The organism is Paeniglutamicibacter sp. MACA_103 (assembly GCF_045798555.1).
Classification (GTDB): domain Bacteria; phylum Actinomycetota; class Actinomycetes; order Actinomycetales; family Micrococcaceae; genus Paeniglutamicibacter.
Window position 1 is genome coordinate 1 of record NZ_JBIXLN010000063.1, and the last position, 18,147, is coordinate 18,147.

Genomic DNA, 18,147 nt, shown 5'->3' on the forward strand with positions numbered 1-18,147 from the left:
GGCGGGCGCTTCGGGCACATCGATGGTTCCCTCGATGTACGCGGACGGGTCCGCCAGGCACCGATTGATCCCGACCAGGGTATCCTCGGGCAACTCGTGGACGAGGGTGCGCCGGGCCAGGTCGGCGGCCGCGAGCTGGGCGAAGCCGGTGCTGCGGTGGGCGCGTTCCACCACCTGGGCGAAGTAGGCGGCGTCGACGGGGGAAATGGCGTGCTTGGCGATGCGCGGCCCGAGTTCCTCGAGGGCCAGCGCCAGGGCGGTGTAGGCGCGCAACTCATCGACCGGGGCGTTAGGGTACCTCGGATCCTCGCGGTTGCCCGCGAGCAGGGCGATGGCTGCTGCCGTGGTCATGGTTCAAGGATGCGCCCCCGGCGGCGGCAGCGGCAGGGGGGTGCGCGGGGATGTGGACAACGCGGGAAAAGGCCTTGACAGGCAAGTGCCCACTTGCCTTAATGGTGAGTGTGGAAGAGCTGTTGAAGGCGCTGGCGGACCCGACCCGGGCGGTGATCCTGGACGAACTGGTGGAACGCACCGGGCAGACGCTCTTTGAGATCTGCAACCGGTTGTCCGCGCGGCACGGGATCACCCCGAGCCGGCAGGCGATCTCGCAGCATCTGGCCGTGCTCGAGTCGGCGGGGCTGGTGCGCAGCGAGCGCTCGGGCCGCTACAAGTTCCATTACGTGGATACTGCGCCGTTGCGCCGGATCGCCGAGCGCTGGCCGGAGGCGGCGCGGCCGTCCGCCGTGAATGAAGCCGAAGCCATCGGCGGCACCACCGACCCGGGCGCGCCGCGTGCGGGCACATCGTCATCGTCGAAGGGGAAAATGCCATGAGGATCAATCTTGCAAGCGTGCTGGTGAGCGACCAGGCGCAGGCGCTGGAGTTCTACACGACCAAGCTGGGGTTCGTGAAAAAGACCGAGATCCCGATGGGGGAGTTCTCCTGGCTGACCGTCGTCTCGCCCGAGGAACCCGACGGGGTTGAGCTGGTGCTGGAGCCGGCCAGCCACCCGGCCGTGGGCCCGTTCCGCGATGCGCTGGTGGCCGACGGGATCCCGTTCACCTCGTTCGCGGTCGCCGACGTGCAGGCCGAGTACGAGCGGCTGACGGGACTGGGGGTCGTGTTCACCCAGCCGCCGACCGACATGGGGCCGGTGAGGACCGCGGTGTTCGACGACACCTGCGGGAACCTGATCCAGATCGCCGAGATGACCGAGGCAGCATGAGCGCCACGCCCCGGCCCGCCGCGGACGTGGGCGTCGACCCGGAATTGGTCGGTGCCCTGGTGCGCGCGCAATTCCCGGAGCTGGCCCACCTGGAGCCGGGGTTCGCCGACGACGGCTGGGACAACGTCATCTACCGGCTGGGGCCCGAGCTCGCGGTGCGCCTGCCGCGGCGGGACGTGGCCCATGCGCTGCTGCTCAACGAGGTGCGCTGGCTGCCGTTCCTGGCGCCCCGGCTGCCGTTGCCGGTGCCGGTCCCGCTGCATCGCGGGAAGCCGGGGGAGGGCTACCCGTACCACTGGGTGATCGTGCCCTGGCTTGCCGGCACCAGTGCGGCGGCGGTGCCTGCGGAGGCGCGCGACCACTATGCACCGGCCCTGGCGGCGTTCTTCCGGGCGCTGCACGTGCCGGCCCCTGCCGATGCCCCGCGCAACGCGGTGCGCGGGGTGCCGCTGCGTGACCGGGACGAGGCGGTGCGGGCCCGGCTGCAGGCCGTGGCGAAACCGGAGCGCGGGGCGCTGCTGGCACTCTGGGAAGAGGGGCTTGCCGAGGTGGGGCACACTGGGCCGCGCTTGTGGCTGCACGGGGACCCGCACCCGCACAACATGCTCGTGTATGACGACGCGGACGACGCCGAGCACGGCGGGAAGCCCGAGATGCGCGAGGACGCGGCCCACCCGGCGGCCCGGCTCTGCGCGGTGATCGACTTCGGGGACCTGACCGCGGGGGACCCGGCCAGCGACCTGGCGGTTGCGTGGCTGCATTTCACGCCGCGTGGACGAGCGGAATTCCGCGAACGGCTGGCAGGCAACGGCCTGTATTCACCCGGGACGTGGGTCCGGGCCCGGGCTTGGGCGGCGAACTACGCGGTGTTGATGGCGGGGTTGCCGCCCGGGGACCCGCTGCACGGCGTCGGCGTGCACGGCATCGAACAGTTGCTCGCGGAGAGCTGACGCGGGCCGACGGGCGGGATCCCGCCGGACCGGCCGCGCCATGGGACGAGCCGGTCGTCGCACGCCACGTTGCTTCGTGATGTCCGCAAATTTCGGTTTCGGCGGATTTGCTGGGTAAGGTCAAAAAAGCCGCCGCCGGGGCGCAGGGGTTGATGCGGACCGCAGCGCGGCCCACTGCCCGTGCAAGCGCAGCGCATCGTCCGCGGCGCGGACCAAGGCAGCCTGCGCCCCAGGCGGCCGGAACAGAAGGAAGTGTGCCAGGAATGGAGAAGCCCGAACGGGAGCCGGGATTCGGCCTGCGCAATGGACGCGGACATCGCGGCGATGACCTGCGTCGACTGAACACCGCTGCCGTCATGAAGCACGTCTTCAACCACCCGGCGCTTTCGCGGTCCGAGATTGCCTCCCAGCTGGGCCTCAGTGCAGCCTCGGTCACCAACATCACCTCCGCCTTGCTCGAGGCCGGGTTGCTGCGCGCCATGCCTTCGCTGACCGGTGCCCAGGGGCGGCCGCGCGTGCCCCTGGAAATCGGCAAATCCGCCCTGGTGATGGGCATCCACCTGGGCCCGCGAACCTCGGGCGTGGTGTTGATGGGCCTCGACGGCCTGGAGCAGGCCTCCGTGCTGGTGCCCCACGCGGGCATGGGCCCGGCGGAGTCGATCGAGCTGGTCGTCGCCGCGGCGCGGGCCCTGGTGGACACACATGCGCAGGAGCGGCCATTGCTGGGAACCGGCATCGCCACCGGCGGCATCGTGGACCGGCACGCCGCGGTGATCATCGAAAACCCGGGGGCGGGATGGCGCAACGTGCACGTGATGGACCTGCTGCGCGGACGACTGCCCGGCCCGGTGATCCTGGACAACAACGCGCGCGCCGCAGCCCAGTCGGAATTGCTGTACGGCCACGGGCAGCAAAGCAACGACTTCGTCCTGATGGTCATCACCGCGGACATCGGTTCGGTGATGGTCGACGACGGCCGGATCCGTGCGGGATTCAGCCAGACTGCGGGGCAGATCGCCCACCTGCGGGTCAGCAACCGGCCGGTTCCCTGTCCCTGCGGCAAGACCGGGTGCCTGGCGGTGATGGGTTCCGACGATGCCGTGACAGTGGAGGCCCGGCGCCAGGGGCTTGGACAGGTGCAGCACATCGAGCACGTGCTGGCGCTGGCCCTGGCCGGCGACGAGGTGGCCATCGGGGTCCTTGAGCAGCGCAACCGCTATGTGGGCCGGGCCGCTAGCCAGCTCATCGACATCCACGACCCCGAGCTCCTGGTGGTTGCCGGCACCCCGGCCGAAACGCCCGCGGTCTTCGCCTCGCTGGTTGCCGAGGTGGCCCGGACCGCGCACGCGGGGGCGGGCGCCGCGGGGCGCGTCGTGCTGTCCTCGGACCACATCTTCTCCCTCTCGCTCTTTGCCGCCTCGACGATGGTCGATGCGATCCTCGCCGACCCGCTGGGCAGCGTGGCTCCCGAGGGCCTGCTCACGACCTAGTCATCTTCGGGTTTTCACCCACCGGGGGGAAAGTGCGAAGCGCACGGGCGGGAACCTCCCGATCCCCGCGCGGGTCCCTGGGGCGTGATGACCGAGCGCTGGAGCTCTCCGATTGGTTGACACATCCTGCTTCGTCTGGTTTATTTTAGAGCGTGAAATAAGTGGTGAGGCTAATCACACCACGTGGTTGCCTGGCTAACATCGCCACGCGCGGTGGGGTAACACGGGTCATTCGTACACGAGGAGCATCATGTCGAAAAAGAAGATGATTGCCGTAGCAGCGGCGTCCGCAGCATTCATGCTGGCTGCGAGCGGTTGTTCGGTGGGAGCCGAAGCCGGGGGAGGCGCGGGCGGGGACAAGCGGCTCTCGTTCCAGCTCGCCGAGCCAACGTCGCTGGTTCCGCACGAGTCCCCTGGAAGCCAGGTCGCCATGGCGACCTGCGCAAACCTCATGGAGGTCAACGTCGAGACACAGGAGCTGGAGCCGCTGGCCGCCAAGTCCGTCACGAGCGATGACGCCATCACCTGGAAGATCGCGCTGCAGGAAGGCTGGACCTTCCAGGACGGCTCGCCGGTGATCGCCGATTCGTTCGCCAAGGCCTGGGCCAAGACCGCCACGGGCTCCAACGCCTGGCAGGGCAACGGGAGTTTCATTTCCTTCGCGGGCTACAAGGAACTGAACCCCACCGACGGTTCCAAGCCGAAGGCCAAGACGCTTTCGGGCGTGAAGGTTCTCGACGAGAACAACCTCGAGGTCACCCTCAACGCGGCCAACGCGGATTTCCCGAAGGTGCTTTCCACTTCGCCTCTGTGCCCGCTGCCGGAGGCCGCCTTCAGCGATCCGAAGGCCTACGAGGAGAACCCGGTCTCCAACGGCCCGTACAAGTTCGTCTCCTGGAACCACAACCAGGAAGTCGTCCTGGAAAAGTGGGACGGCTTCAAGGGTGCCGCCGGCTTCTCCGGCGGAGCCGACAAACTTGTCGGCCAGATCTACACCGCCGTCGACGCCGCCTACACGGACATGACCGCCAACAACCTGGACATGATCCGCAACGTTCCGGCGACCATGGTCTCGAAGGCCAAGAGCCAGCTCGGCGAGGAATCCCTCTACGAGGTCAAGACCGGTTCCAAGCAGTACACGCTGCAGATCCCCGAGTACGTCAAGGGCCTTCAGGACCCGGACCTGCGCCGCGCCATCTCCATGTCGATCGACCGCGAGGCCATCGCCGCCTCGCTGCTGCAGGGCTACGCGACCGCCTCCGATTCACTGGTCCCGCCGTCGCTGGATTCCTACAAGAAGGGCTCCTGCGGGTCGTGCACCTTTGACGCGGCCGGTGCCAAGGCGCTGCTGAAGAAGGCCGGCGGATTCGACGGCACCTTCATCATCGAGCACAACTCGACCTCCGACGCGCAGCTGGTCCAGGCCATCTCCAAGCAGATCCAGGACAACCTGGGCATCAAGGTCCAGCTCAAGCCGATGCTGGGCACCGAGCTCGAGGCCCGCCGCAACAACCAGAAGCTTGAAGGCGCCGTCTTCGGCCTCTGGGGCTGGTCGTACAAGAGCTCGGACCAGTACCTGAGCCAGTACGAGACCGGGGGAGACGGCAACGTGACCACCGGCTACTCGAACCAGGCCGTGGACAAGCTGCTGCGCGCGGCCCGCGGCGAGCAGGATGAGGCCAAGGCCGCCAGCCTGTACGCACAGGCGGAGGCCGTGGTCATGAAGGACATGCCGGCGATCCCGCTGTTCATCCCGACCGACTTCGGCCTGCGCACCAAGTGCGCCGTGATGAACGATGCCCAGGGCGACCTGCAGTTCTACCGCGCCGGATACGGCTGCTGACCCAGGCACAACACTTGCACGGGTGCCGGAGCGCGCCGGCCGAAAACCGGCACGCTCCGGCACCCGTGCGGATGCGGCCCCACAGGGGTCGCGAAAGGAAGCAGTTGCATGCTTGGCTACACCATACGAAGAATCCTGCAGATGGTCCCGGTGGTCATCGGCGCCACCTTCATCATCTACGCGCTCACGTTCCTGATGCCCGGGGACCCGGTGGCGGCACTGACCGGTTCGCGTCCGCTGCCCGAATCCACCGTCGCGCAGATCCGACTGGCATACCACCTCGATGACCCGTTCCTCATCCAGTACGGCAACTACATGCTGGGCCTGGTCCAGGGCAATTTCGGCATCGACTTCTTCGGCCGCCCCGTGCTGGGCCTGATCCTGGAACGGCTGCCGGTCACCTTCGCCCTGGCGATGACCGCGTGGGCGCTGAAGATGGTCATCGGGCTGGCCATCGGCGTCTACGGCGGTCTGCGCAACGGGCAGGCGGGGGACCACTTTGCCCTCGTCTTCACCGTGATCTTCCTGGGCATCCCCGGTTTCGTGATCGCCCTGGGCGCGCAGACCGTCTTCGGCGTGCAGCTGGGCTGGGTCGACCCGGCCGGCATCCGCGCCGGCTGGCCCCTGGCCTTCATCCTCCCGGCCCTGGTCATGGCCATCGAGGCCTCCGCCGGGCTGGCGCGGCTGACCCGTACCTCCCTGGTCGACGTGCTGCGGGCCGAGTACCTGCGCACCGCGCGGGCCAAGGGCCTCTCCCCGCGCCGGGTCATCTGGGGACACGCTCTGCGCAACGCGATGATCCCGGTGGTCACCTACCTCGGCCTCTCCCTGGCCGGCATGCTGGGAGGCGCGGTGATCATCGAGGCGATCTTCAACATCCCCGGCATCGGGGGCCTGATGGTCGCCGCCATCAACAACAAGGAGGGCACCGTCGTGGTGGGCATCGCCACGATGCTCGTGCTGGTCTACCTCCTTTTCAACCTGTTCGTGGACCTGCTCTACGGCATCATCGACCCGAGGGTGCGGATATGAGCCAGAACACCGAAACCAACCAGGCCCCGGAGTCCGTCGCGGACCCGCTGGCCCCGACCAACCCGATCACCGCCCCGACGGGCGTGGGCGTCCCGGCGCCCGCGTCCTTTGCGCGCCGCAAGCCGGCCGGGAAGACCAGCCGCGGTCCGGTGTGGCTCAAGCCGCGATTCCTGATCTCGGGTTCGATCGTTGCGGTGATGCTGCTGATGGCCGCCTTCCCGCAGCTCTTTGCCGGGTTCGGCTCGGACCCCGGCGCGCATTGCGACATCCTCAAGACCAACCAGGGACCCAGCGCCGAGCACATCTTCGGCGTCGACATCCAGGGCTGCGACTACTACACCAACGTCATCTACGGGGCGCGGGCCTCGATCCTGGTGGGCATCGTGGTCACCGCGATCTCCTTCGTCATCTCCGCGATCCTCGGGTCGCTGGCCGGGTACTTCGGCGGCTGGGTCGACACGATCATTTCCCGCGCCTGCGACATGGCCTTTGGCCTGCCGTTCATCCTGGCCGCGATCGTGGTGCTGCAGCTGTTTAGCCAGCGCACGGGCTGGACGGTGATCTTCGCGCTGGCACTGTTCAGCTGGCCCGGCGGGGTGCGGTTCATGCGCTCCTCGGTGATGGAGGTGCGCAACCGCGAATACGTCCAGGCCTCCAGGCTGCTGGGTGCTTCGAACGGGCGGATCATCGCCAAGCACATCGTCCCGAACTCGCTGACCCCGCTGCTGGTGCTCCAGACCCTGGGCATCGGCGGGGTCATCTCCGCCGAGGCCGGACTGACCTTCATCGGCATCGGGCTCACCCCTCCCTCGGTGTCCTGGGGCCTGCAGCTGGCGGCGGCGCGCGAGTACATCTCCGCAGCCCCGCACCTGCTCGTCTTCCCGGCGATCTTCCTGACCATCACCGTGCTGGGCTTCGTGCTTTTTGGCGAGGCCATGCGCGATGAGTTCGATCCGAAAGGCAAATAAGTGAGCACCACGAACCCGCAAGGCGGAACCGGGGAGCCGGAGGACGTGTTGCTGCGCGTGCGGGACCTTGAGGTCGAATTCAACACCTCCAAGGGCGTCGCCACGGCAGTGAACGGCATGAACTTCGAGGTCAGGCGCGGTGAGGCGCTGGGCATCCTGGGCGAATCCGGGTCCGGCAAGTCCGTGACCGCCCGGGCCATCATGGGCATCTTGGACATGCCCCCGGCGCACATCCCGCGCGGGGAGATCCTGCTGGAGGGCGAGGACCTGCTCACCATTACCCCCAGGCGCCACCGCCAACTGGTCGGGTCCCGGGTCTCGATGGTCTTCCAGGATGCGCTCACCGCGCTGAACCCGGTCCACCCGGTGGGCCGGCAGATCGGCGAGCTTTACCGGGTGCACCGCGGCTACTCCCGGCGGGACGCGAAGGCAGCGGCCATCAAGATGATGGACAAGGTGAAGATCCCCGCCGCCGCCTCCCGCGTCAACGACTACCCGCACCAGTTTTCCGGCGGCATGCGCCAGCGCATCGTGATCGCCATGGCGTTGGCCCTGGACCCGGTGCTGCTGATCGCGGACGAGCCGACCACCGCGCTGGATGTCACCGTCCAGGCGCAGATCCTCGAGCTGCTCAAGGAGCAACAGGAGGAACGGAACATGGGACTGATCCTGATCACCCACGACATTGCCGTGGTCAGGGAGGTCACCGACCAGGTCGCCGTCATGTACGCCGGCCGCATCGTGGAGCACGGGCCCACCGCCGAGGTGCTCTCACGTCCCGGCCACCCGTACTCCCGCGGCCTGGCCGCCTCGATCGCCGGGGAAGAACTCAAGGGCCGCCGGCTGCCGGCGATCCCCGGCACGCCCCCGGACCTGCTGAACCTGCCGGCGGGGTGCAGCTTTGCCAACCGCTGCTCCTTCGGCACCGCGGAATGCCTCACGGCCATCCCCGCACTGGAATCAATCGACGAGGCACGGCACAGCGCCTGCTTCCAGACCCGGGAGGTCCTGGCCCATGCCCACGCCTAGCACCGGCACGCAGACCCTGGCGGGAACCGGGACGACGCCGGCGACCGTCCCGTTGATGGAAATGCGCGCGGTGAAACAGCACTACGCGGTGCACCGCCACCTGCCCATCGGCCCGCGCAAGTTCGTCAAGGCCCTGGACGGCGTCGACCTGAGCGTCAGCGCCGGGGAGACCCTGGGCGTGATCGGGGAGTCGGGCTGCGGCAAGTCCACCCTGGCCAGGGTCATGGCCGGGCTGGAGAAGCCGACGGAGGGCCGGGTGTACTTCCGCGGGCAGGATATCAACGCCCTGCGCGGAGAGGAGCGGCGCGAGATGCGCAGGAACATCCAGTTGGTCTTCCAGGACCCCTACTCGTCGCTGAACCCGCGGATGACGGTGGAACAGCTGGTCGGCGAACCCTTCGAGATCCACCCGGAAGCGGCCCCGCGCTCCGGCCGCAGGGCCAAGATCCGGGAGCTGCTGGAACTGGTCGGGCTGAACCCCAACCACGCCGACCGGTACCCGCACAACTTCTCCGGCGGACAGCAGCAACGCATCGGCATCGCCCGCGGCATCGCGCTGAACCCGAAGATGCTCATCTGCGACGAGCCGGTCTCCGCGCTGGATGTCTCGGTGCGCGCGCAGGTGGTGAACCTGCTCGATGACCTGCAGGGGGAACTGGGGCTGAGCTACCTGTTCATCGCCCACGACCTGCAGATCGTGCGGCACATCGCCGACCGGGTCGCCACCATGTACCTGGGCAGGGTCGTGGAGCTGGGCGGCTACGCCGACGTCTACGAGCGGACCGGGCAGCCCTACACCCGGGCCCTGCTCTCGGCGGCCCCCGAGCTGCGCAGGAACGACGGCACCGACCGGGAGCGGATCGTGCTGCAGGGGGATCCTCCCTCGCCCATCGACCCGCCGGCCGGCTGCAGGTTCCACACCCGCTGCCCGATGGCGCAGGCGATCTGCGCCGAGAAGGAACCCGAGCTCATCCGCATCAGCGACACCCACGTGGCGCGCTGCCACTTCGCCCCGGACGTCTCTGCCGGATAGCGGGGCCCGCCGCCAACGTCCTTCCGCGCCTCCCAACGCGCAAGGCACCCCATTTTTTAGTCACTAAGGAGTAAATTCGTGGATCTCAAAGTAGGTGTCGTCGGCTTCGGCCTGCGCTCCGGCCTGTACAAGCACGCCCACCGCCCCGGCGAGGGCTCGGTGGTGGCCATGGTGTGCGACACCTCCGAACGCGGCCGAGCCGACGCGGCGGCCAGGCTGCCCGAAGCCGCCATCACCGCGGACCTGGAGGAGCTGCTGGGCGCGGGCCTGGACGCCGTGCTGGTGCTGACCCCGGACAACCAGCACGCGGCCGTCGCCCGGCGCACGCTGGAGGCAGGCATCCCGACGTTCTGCGAAAAGCCGCTGGATGTCACCCTGGAGGCCGTCGACGGGCTGCTGGAAACGGCCTTCCGCACCGGGACCCGGCTCTACGTCGGGCACAACATGCGCCACATGCCGGTGGTCCGCCAGATGCGCGAGATCATCGAATCCGGTGCCATCGGCGCGGTCAAGGCCGTCTGGTGCCGCCACTTCGTGGGCAACGGCGGGGACTACTACTTCAAGGACTGGCACGCCGAGCGGAAGAACACCACCAGCCTGCTGCTGCAAAAGGGCGCCCACGACATCGACGTGATCCACTGGCTCGCCGGCGGCTACACGCAGTCCGTGTCCGCGGTCGGGGACCTCGCGGTCTACGGGGAGATCGAATCGCGCCGCGACAACAAGGACCGCCGCATGGGCGACTGGTTCTCGCTGGAAAACTGGCCGCCGACCGAACAGACGGACCTGAACCCCGTCATCGACGTGGAGGACATCTCCATGATGCAGATGAAGCTGGACAACGGCGTGCTGGCCTCCTACCAGCAATGCCACTTCACCCCCGACTACTGGAGGAACTACACCGTGATCGGGACCGCCGGCCGGCTGGAGAACTTCGGCGACGATGCGGGCAACACCATCAAGGTGTGGAACACCCGCAGCCAGGACGGCTACGTGGCGGCGGACCTCGAGGTGGAGATCGAGGCGGCCGCTGGCGGCCACGGCGGCGCCGACCCGCGCCTGATCGCGGAGTTCCTGCGCTTTGCCGCGCAGGGCGGTGCGACCGAGACCTCGCCGGTGGCCGCCCGGGCCGCGGTTGCCGCGGGCGTGCTGGCCACCGAGTCGCTGCGCACGGACGGATCGGCCAGGCAGGTCCCGGCGCTCAGCGGGGAGTTGCTGGCCTACTTCGCGGCCAACCAGGAGCGCGTCAACGCCTAGCGCGGCCACTGCCGGCTTCTTGAGGGCAGTGCACATCCGACGGGGTTTTCGCGGGGGATGTGTGCTCCTTTTGGCGTCGCCCGGTGGTGGCCGCACGGCTAGGTGCTCAATCGCCGCTGAGTTCGGCCATCGCCTGGGCCATGGCGGCGGCCACCAGCTGCACGCTGCGCCGGTGCATGGATTCGGGCCGCGCCAGCAGGTCGATGCGCCGCCGGTTGGCGATGCCACGAAGGGGGCGGAGAACCACGGAGGCGCCCAACGCCGATCCGGCGGTGTAGCGCGGGATGATGCCCAGCACGTCACCGGAGGCAACCAGCGCGGCAACGGTGGCGTAGTCGTTGATGCGGTGGATGACCCGCGGCGCATCGCCGGAAACCGCGCTGATGGCCTGAAGCACGTCGGCCGGGGAGTAGCCCTCGCGGCTGATGACCCAGCGCTCGCCGGAGAGGTCTTCCGGGAACAGGGTGTCCCTGGCCGCGAGCCGGTGGTTGGCCGGCAGCGCGATGTCCAGCGGTTCGTGGGCCAGCGCGGAGATAACCACCTTGTCCGCCGGCCAGGGCGGGGAGTAGTCCATGCGGTGGGCCAGCACCAGGTCGTAGCGGGCGGTCAGCGCCGGGAAGTCCTGCTGGGCGACGTCCTCGTCGAAGAACTGCGGCACCGGGGCGCCGGGGGCATCGAGCTTGGCCAGCAGCGGCCCGAAGAGCGCCTGGCCCACGGAGTGGAACCCGGCCACCGTCACCGGTGCGGCGGGGCTCTCCTGGAACTCGCCGATCGCCGCCCGTGCGGCCGCCAACGAGGAAATCACCGAGGCCCCCGCGGCTGCCAGCACCTCCCCGGCCTCGGTCAGCACCAGGTTCCGGCCCTCCTTGCGGGTCAGCGGCACGTGGATGTTGCGCTGGAGCAGGGCGAGCTGCTGGGAGACGGCCGAGGGGGTGACATACAGGGCGCTGGCCACGGCCTTGACGGAGCCGAGGTCGCCGAGTTCGCGCAGGATCTGCAGCTGGTGGACTTCCATGTAGCTAATCCTAAATCGTTGATTGAGAAACCTGCGTATCTTCTAAGGTATCCACGGCGGGTGCGAGGTGCCAGACTGGAGTCGAATCGTCCGGGACCGCTCGGATCGGCGCACGTGAGGAAACACCGATGAAGGCACTGTACAAGTCCGGACCCCATGCCGGATTCGAGCTCGTGGACCGTCCCGAACCCGTCGCCGGGTTCCACGACGTGAAGATCCGCGTGATGACCGCCGGGATCTGCGGCACCGACCTGCACATCCAGGCGTACGACGACGCCGCGAAGGCCATGATCAAGGCGCCGATGATCCCGGGACACGAGTTCTACGGCGAGGTCGTGGAGGTCGGGTCCGACGTCCATACCGTGAAGGTCGGGGACCGGGTCTCCGGCGAGGGCCACGTGGTCTGCGGCATGTGCCGCAACTGCCGTGCCGGCCGCCGCCAGATGTGCATCAACACCGTCTCGGTGGGCGTGCAGCGTGACGGCGCCTTCGCCGAGTACGTCGTCATCCCCGAGGCCAACGTCTGGGTGCACCGCGACGAGTCGATCACCCCGGAACTCGGGGCGATCTTCGACCCGTTCGGCAACGCGGTGCACACCGCGCTGTCCTTCCCGCTGGTCGGCGAGGACGTGTTGATCACCGGAGCCGGGCCCATCGGGCTGATGGCCGTCGCCGTCGCCCGCCACGCCGGGGCCCGCAAGATCGCCATCACCGACGTGTCGCCGAACCGCCTGGAACTGGCCCGCGGCATGGGCGCCGACCTGGCCATCGATGTGTCCAAGACCCGCATCAAGGACGCCCAGCGCGAGCTCGGGATGGTCGAGGGCTTCGACTTCGGCATGGAGATGTCCGGGCACCCCACGGCACTGCCGGAGATGATCGAGAACATGAACCACGGCGGGCACATCTCGATGCTGGGCCTGCCCTCGAGCTCCATCGACATCGACTGGGGCAAGGTCGTCACCCACATGCTCACGCTCAAGGGCATCTACGGCCGCGAGATGTTCGAGACCTGGTACGCCATGAGCGCCATGCTGACCTCCAATCCGGTGCTGCGCGAGCGCATCTCCTCGGTGGTCACCGACTACCTGCCGGCCACGGACTGGGAGGCAGGCTTCGACGCCGCCCGCTCGGGCCACGGCGGCAAGGTCGTCCTGGACTGGACCGTCTTCTAAACTTCCCCAAGCCTCTTCCCCCTTTCCCGCGACTCCAGGAGAAGCACATGTACACCACCATGAAAGACGAGCTGGCAGCCGAACTGGCACAGCTGCGCACCGACGGCCTGTTCAAGTCCGAACGCCACATCGACTCGGCCCAGTCCGCCCGCATCGAAGCCGGCGAGCTCGGCGCCGCGGCCAAGAAAGTCGTGAACTTCTGCGCCAACAACTACCTCGGCCTGGCCGACGATGAGCGCATCATCCAGGCCGCCAAGGACGCCATGGACACCCGCGGCTTCGGCATGGCCAGCGTCCGCTTCATCTGCGGCACCCAGGACCTGCACCTGGAACTGGAGGCCGAGGTCTCCAAGTTCCTGGGCACCGAGGACACCATCTTGTTCGGCAGCTGCTTCGACGCCAACGGGGGCGTCTTCGAGTCGCTCTTCGGCCCGGGCGACGCCATCATCTCCGATGCGCTGAACCACGCCTCGATCATCGACGGCATCCGCCTGTCCAAGGCCGCGCGCTTCCGCTACGCGAACCAGGACATGGCGGACCTGGAGACCCAGCTGCAGGCAGCCGCGGCGCTGAACGACGGGGCGGGCGCCCGCCGCACCATCATCGTCACCGACGGCGTCTTCTCCATGGACGGCTACCTTGCACCGCTGGCCGCGATCTGCGACCTGGCTGACAAGTACGGCGCGCTGGTCATGGTCGATGACTCCCACGCGGTGGGCTTCATGGGCGCCACCGGCGCCGGGACCCCGGAGCACGCCGGCGTCTCGGACCGCGTGGACATCTACACCGGAACCTTCGGCAAGGCCCTGGGCGGCGCCTCGGGCGGCTACGTCTCGGGCCGCGGGGAGATCGTGGCGATGCTGCGCCAGAAGGCCCGCCCGTACCTGTTCTCCAACTCGCTGGCCCCGGCCATCGTCGCCGCGACGCTCAAGGCGCTGGAACTGGTCGAGGGTTCGGGGGAGCTGCGCGAGAAGCTCTTCGCCAACGCGGCGCTCTTCCGCCGCCGGATGACCGAGGAGGGCTTCGACCTGCTTGAGGGCGAGCACGCCATCATCCCGGTGATGTTCGGTGATGCCGTCAAGGCTGCGGAGGTCGCGGGCAAGATGTTGGAGCACGGCGTCTTCGTCACCGCCTTCAGCTTCCCGGTGGTGCCCAAGGGGGCGGCGCGCATCCGCGTGCAGCTGTCGGCCGCGCACTCGGCAGAGGACATCGAGGCCTGCGTGCAGGCCTTCGTCGCCAGCCGCTAAACGTCAACAAAAGGATCGCCTGCACTTCCCGACATTGGGGGAGTACAGGCGATCCTGGGTTAAGTAGGCGCGATCGAACCGCGAACACTATTTGATTGACTAGCCCTTGCCGAGCGTCGATCCCGCCTTGGACTTGGCGGACTTGCTCGAAGAATCCGAGGCAAGTTTGGCTCCAGCCTTAGAAAGCGCAGCCTTTGACGGCTTGGACGATTTACCCATGTTTCACCGCCTCTCCGGGGTTTCCTGCCGCTGGTGCAGATATGGCACACCTTATGGGACGGTGCCGACTCTTTGCGGTTGGAAGCCCGGACCGATCAATTAACGGATGGCACGGTGAAACTGCTGAGGACCTTATGAATGCCAATTGGAATCCATTCACAACATGGACAGCAGGACTTGGAATGCAAGCGGTGCCTGCATTCCAAATCCTGCTAGAAGATACCGCTAAAACTATGGCCGGGCTTCTTCGTAACTACTCAGAGAAGTCACCCTAGACCGCCGAAACGATCCAGATCACCAAGGCAATGGCCACAAGAACGCCCACGATTGTCCAAACGAGATTGCTTCCGCGCATCTGCTTGATTCCGTTCTCTTCGTTGTTACTTCTCACTACGGTTGTAGGAGAAGGTCTTTAATATCAGAGGTACCCGGGATACCTCCACAACAGTTCAGATCAGCTCGACCAGCCTGTCAAGCCCCCGGGGAACATGGGTTTTCAGGCGGCCCAGCGCATCGTTCACCTGAGCAGACCTGCCGTCCTCGGGCGGGACCCTCGACGGGTTGAGCGCCACGGAATCGGCCCAGGCCTTGATGTCGGGCTCGGAGCCGAACGACATCGCCGCGCGGGTGCCCAACACCTGCATCTTCGCCCACGACGCCAGCGTGTTCGGATACGGCGTCGGCGGACACAGCCGGTTCTTTTCCATGTCGTCGTCGCGGGTCGCCTCCACGTACCCTGCCAGTGCCGCCCCGAAGCACGGGAACCCGGCCCGGATCGGTTGCAACGTGATCTCCTTCGGACCCCAGATGGGGGTGGTAGGCGGGTAGCGCAGGCCCGAGGCCGCACAGTGCACGACGAGCGCGTCCCTTGCTATCGGGACCGATCCTTCATTGAGGATGATGCGCCCGCGCTCCACCAGCCGGATATGCCCCAGCCGCACCACGTGCTCGATCGTGCGCAATTTCTCCAGCTCCCAGTGCGCCAGCGTCGGCGTCTTGGCCATCGTCGGGGTGACCGAGGGGTCGATGCGGAGCATGACGCCGGCATCTTCCAGCCGAAGGAACAGGTCCTCCAGCGATGTCGCGGCCGCCGCCGCCTCCATGGTGTCGGCTGCCATGCCGAGGAACACCGCCGGGTCCGGTTGGACCACCGCCCGGTTGAGCATCCAGGGATCGCGCGGTCGCACCCAGCAGATCGCTGCCTCATCCACGCCATGGGCCAGCAACCAGATGCAGGCATCGGTAGCCGTCTTGCCCGATCCCACGATCACATACTGGCTCGGAGCATCCACGATGTGGGCGAGGTTGTTGACCGGGACCACCCGGACTCCGTCCTCGACGCCGAAGTGCGGCGGAGTGACGGAGGGGATGTCGGGTGCGAGGTAGCGTGCGTCGACGATCCGACACGTCGGCGGCACCTCGAACCGCCGGCCGGAGATATGCGAGACGATCTGCCGCTCGGCAACGTATTCGCAGTTGTTGAAGAACTCGACCTTTCCCGAACCCACCATCCGGTCGGTCACGATGTGGGCGTAGTAGGCGCAGATTTCGGAGACGTCGGCACGCTCGTGGAGGCCGGCCTCCGGACCGTGCTGCTGCACCCGGGAATCGCCCAGCAGCGTTGAGGCGACACCATAAAATGCGGAAGCCTGATGCAAGCGGGCAAAGGGATAGGCATCGAGCCAATGTCCTCCGGCAGCGTGGCGCCTGTCGACCAGGGCAACGTGTGCGTCAGCATGATCGATAAGCGCATCGGCGAACGCCATGCCCATGGCGCCGGCCCCGACCACGAGGTAGTCTGCCTGCACAATGTGCGTCATGGACCAATTGAAGCACCGTGACGGCGGCGTATCCATAGCGCCAACGGGGACGCATGAAAGGATCGTTGCGGGGCGCAGGAGGGGCGTATTTAGTACGCAGCCAATGTGCGTTCCCCCAAGGATGTCCGGGGCGGTCTGCCACGGGAATCCCGCCCTGTATTGCGGGATGGTTGTTGTCCTGCGCAGCATGCCCGGCTTGAGCGCACCGTAGCCCAAATGCAATGTCCTTTCCATGGTGTTGCCAGGGCCTGATGCCTACCATGGGAACAACGTTGCACTTGGGGTTGAAGTGGTGCGCGGAGTCAGCTGTTTCATCTGGGGATGAAGACAATTCGATTGGGGACGAAATGGTGGATCTGAAGGGTTTCGAGAACGCGCACTACCTGACGGTGGCCGAGGTCGCGCTGGATATGCGTGTATCAAAGATGACCGTCTACCGGTTGGTGCATTCGGGGGAACTGCCGGCCGTGCGATTCGGCCGCTCCTACCGCGTCCCCGCCCAGGCCGTGGAGGAATACCTGATCGCCGAGCAACACGCGGCGGCACCGGGGCACCAGCCGGAAGACCCCTGAGAAGCTGCCTTGGAAAACGGGCCATCCAGACAGGCCCGGGGTTCGGGCACGCCGTCGCACAGGCGGTTGACGGCGAGCTCCTCGGGAGCCGGGAGTGCTTCCGGCCACCGTCGGCCATACGTTTCAAACGTATGGCGGCGCAGCCATCGCATGGGCAGGGGGTTCCACGCTGACTAGGCATTGGATGCGCACCTCGGACTTGGCCATGTCATCCACGAGGCTTGAAATGGGAACTGCGGTTCTCTAGCGTGAGTGGCAGATCCGGAAAGCGATCGTACGCGGCATCGAATGAAAGGAATTCCTCCATGGGGTTCATTAGCGTTGGAAACGAAAACAGCACCTCGATCGACCTGTACTACGAAGACCACGGCGAGGGCCAGCCGGTGGTGCTGATCCATGGATACCCGCTCAACGGACACAGCTGGGAGCGCCAGACCCGGGCACTGCTCGAGGCCGGCTACCGCGTCATCACCTACGATCGCCGCGGCTTCGGCCAATCGAGCAAGGTCGGCACGGGGTATGACTACGAAACCTTCGCGGCGGACCTGGATAAGGTGCTCGAAACCCTCGACCTGAACGAAGCGATCCTGGTCGGCTTCTCGATGGGCACCGGCGAGCTGGCCCGCTACGTGGCCAGGTTCGGGCACAAGCGCATCGCGAAGCTTGCCTTCCTGGCCTCGCTTGAGCCGTTCCTGGTGCAGCGGGACGACAATGCCGAGGGCGTGCCGCAGGAAGTCTTCGACGGCATCGTCGAGCAGGCCCGGGAAGACCGCTTTGCCTGGTTCACGGACTTCTTCTCCAACTTCTACAACCTGGGGGACACCCTGGGGTCGCGGATCAGCCAGGAAGTGGTCACGGCGAACTGGAACACCGCCGTCTTGAGCGCTCCGGTGGCCGCCTACGCCGTCGTCTCCTCCTGGATCGAGGATTTCCGCGAAGACGTCGCCGCGGTGGGTGCCAGCGGCAAGCCCGCACTCATCCTGCACGGCACGGCTGACAACATCCTGCCGATCGACGCCACGGCGCGTCGGTTCCGCCGGTTGCTGCCCGAGGCCGACTACGTGGAAATCGAGGGGGCACCCCACGGGCTGCTGTGGACCCATGCGGCCGAGGTCAACGCGGCATTGCTCGAATTCGTGGGCAAGTAGCCCGACCACACGATTTGTTCCACGCTCCTGAGTGGTGGGGCGTGTTGGGGGGGGGGGGGGGGGGGGGGGGGGGGGGCCCCCCCCCGGGGGGGGGGGGGGGGGGGGGGGGGGGGGGGGGGGGGGG

The 18,147-nt window shown here is 67.3% G+C and carries 16 protein-coding genes and 1 pseudogene; 14 read left to right on the forward strand and 3 right to left on the reverse strand.

Annotation, left to right across the window (positions count from 1 at the left end):
* Positions 1 to 351 (reverse strand): annotated as a pseudogene (locus tag ACIPVK_RS19995) (HNH endonuclease); the annotation flags it as partial.
* 110 nt (positions 352 to 461) lie between these two features.
* Here ACIPVK_RS19995 and ACIPVK_RS20000 point away from each other — a divergent pair.
* The 10 genes from ACIPVK_RS20000 to ACIPVK_RS20045 all read left to right on the forward strand — a co-directional run bounded on the left by ACIPVK_RS20000 (position 462) and on the right by ACIPVK_RS20045 (position 10,827).
* A complete protein-coding gene (locus tag ACIPVK_RS20000) occupies positions 462 to 833 on the forward strand; it encodes an ArsR/SmtB family transcription factor (RefSeq protein WP_407613737.1) in 372 nt (123 codons plus the stop codon).
* Complete coding sequence (locus ACIPVK_RS20005) at positions 830 to 1,225, forward strand: VOC family protein (protein ID WP_407613738.1); 396 nt, start codon at positions 830 to 832, stop codon at positions 1,223 to 1,225. Before ACIPVK_RS20000 ends, ACIPVK_RS20005 begins: the two co-directional genes overlap by 4 nt.
* On the forward strand, positions 1,222 to 2,175 hold the full coding sequence (locus tag ACIPVK_RS20010; RefSeq protein ID WP_407613739.1) for an aminoglycoside phosphotransferase family protein: 954 nt from the start codon (positions 1,222 to 1,224) through the stop codon (positions 2,173 to 2,175). The genes ACIPVK_RS20005 and ACIPVK_RS20010 overlap by 4 nt, the downstream gene beginning before the upstream one ends.
* A 263-nt stretch (positions 2,176 to 2,438) precedes the next feature.
* Positions 2,439 to 3,665, forward strand: a complete 1,227-nt coding sequence (locus ACIPVK_RS20015) for an ROK family protein (protein WP_407613740.1) — start codon at positions 2,439 to 2,441, stop codon at positions 3,663 to 3,665.
* Positions 3,666 to 3,915: 250 nt separating this feature from the next.
* Entirely contained in the window at positions 3,916 to 5,508 is a 1,593-nt protein-coding gene (locus ACIPVK_RS20020) for an ABC transporter substrate-binding protein (protein WP_407613741.1), read from the forward strand.
* Between the two features lie 108 nt (positions 5,509 to 5,616).
* Positions 5,617 to 6,540 (forward strand): ABC transporter permease, encoded by a 924-nt coding sequence (locus ACIPVK_RS20025; protein WP_407613742.1) that lies wholly within the window; start codon positions 5,617 to 5,619, stop codon positions 6,538 to 6,540.
* On the forward strand, positions 6,537 to 7,508 hold the full coding sequence (locus tag ACIPVK_RS20030) for an ABC transporter permease (protein WP_407613743.1): 972 nt from the start codon (positions 6,537 to 6,539) through the stop codon (positions 7,506 to 7,508). The genes ACIPVK_RS20025 and ACIPVK_RS20030 overlap by 4 nt, the downstream gene beginning before the upstream one ends.
* Entirely contained in the window at positions 7,509 to 8,537 is a 1,029-nt protein-coding gene (locus ACIPVK_RS20035; RefSeq protein WP_407613744.1) for an ABC transporter ATP-binding protein, read from the forward strand.
* Positions 8,524 to 9,570 (forward strand): ABC transporter ATP-binding protein, encoded by a 1,047-nt coding sequence (locus ACIPVK_RS20040; RefSeq protein ID WP_407613745.1) that lies wholly within the window; start codon positions 8,524 to 8,526, stop codon positions 9,568 to 9,570. Before ACIPVK_RS20035 ends, ACIPVK_RS20040 begins: the two co-directional genes overlap by 14 nt.
* 78 nt (positions 9,571 to 9,648) lie before the next feature.
* On the forward strand, positions 9,649 to 10,827 hold the full coding sequence (locus ACIPVK_RS20045) for a Gfo/Idh/MocA family protein (protein WP_407613746.1): 1,179 nt from the start codon (positions 9,649 to 9,651) through the stop codon (positions 10,825 to 10,827).
* Positions 10,828 to 10,933: 106 nt separating this feature from the next.
* Here ACIPVK_RS20045 and ACIPVK_RS20050 read toward each other — a convergent pair whose 3' ends face one another.
* Positions 10,934 to 11,842, reverse strand: coding sequence for a LysR family transcriptional regulator (locus tag ACIPVK_RS20050; protein WP_407613747.1), 909 nt, complete (start codon positions 11,840 to 11,842; stop codon positions 10,934 to 10,936).
* A gap of 128 nt (positions 11,843 to 11,970) precedes the next feature.
* Here ACIPVK_RS20050 and tdh point away from each other — a divergent pair, with 128 nt between their 5' ends.
* Together tdh and ACIPVK_RS20060 are read left to right on the forward strand one after the other, a co-directional pair.
* Positions 11,971 to 13,017 carry an L-threonine 3-dehydrogenase gene (tdh, locus tag ACIPVK_RS20055; protein ID WP_407613748.1) on the forward strand — a complete coding sequence of 349 codons (1,047 nt, stop codon included), beginning with the start codon at positions 11,971 to 11,973 and terminating at the stop codon, positions 13,015 to 13,017.
* A gap of 47 nt (positions 13,018 to 13,064) precedes the next feature.
* Entirely contained in the window at positions 13,065 to 14,264 is a 1,200-nt protein-coding gene (locus ACIPVK_RS20060) for a glycine C-acetyltransferase (RefSeq protein WP_407613749.1), read from the forward strand.
* A 668-nt stretch (positions 14,265 to 14,932) separates the two neighbouring features.
* On the opposite strand, the gene ACIPVK_RS20065 is transcribed toward ACIPVK_RS20060, so the two are convergent.
* Positions 14,933 to 16,303, reverse strand: a complete 1,371-nt coding sequence (locus tag ACIPVK_RS20065; protein WP_407613750.1) for an NAD(P)-binding protein — start codon at positions 16,301 to 16,303, stop codon at positions 14,933 to 14,935.
* A 347-nt stretch (positions 16,304 to 16,650) separates the two neighbouring features.
* Between ACIPVK_RS20065 and ACIPVK_RS20070 the strand changes: the two genes are divergently transcribed.
* Positions 16,651 to 16,875, forward strand: a complete 225-nt coding sequence (locus ACIPVK_RS20070; RefSeq protein ID WP_407613751.1) for a helix-turn-helix domain-containing protein — start codon at positions 16,651 to 16,653, stop codon at positions 16,873 to 16,875.
* A gap of 305 nt (positions 16,876 to 17,180) precedes the next feature.
* Positions 17,181 to 18,023 (forward strand): alpha/beta fold hydrolase, encoded by an 843-nt coding sequence (locus ACIPVK_RS20075; RefSeq protein ID WP_407613752.1) that lies wholly within the window; start codon positions 17,181 to 17,183, stop codon positions 18,021 to 18,023.
* Positions 18,024 to 18,147 lie beyond the last annotated feature (124 nt).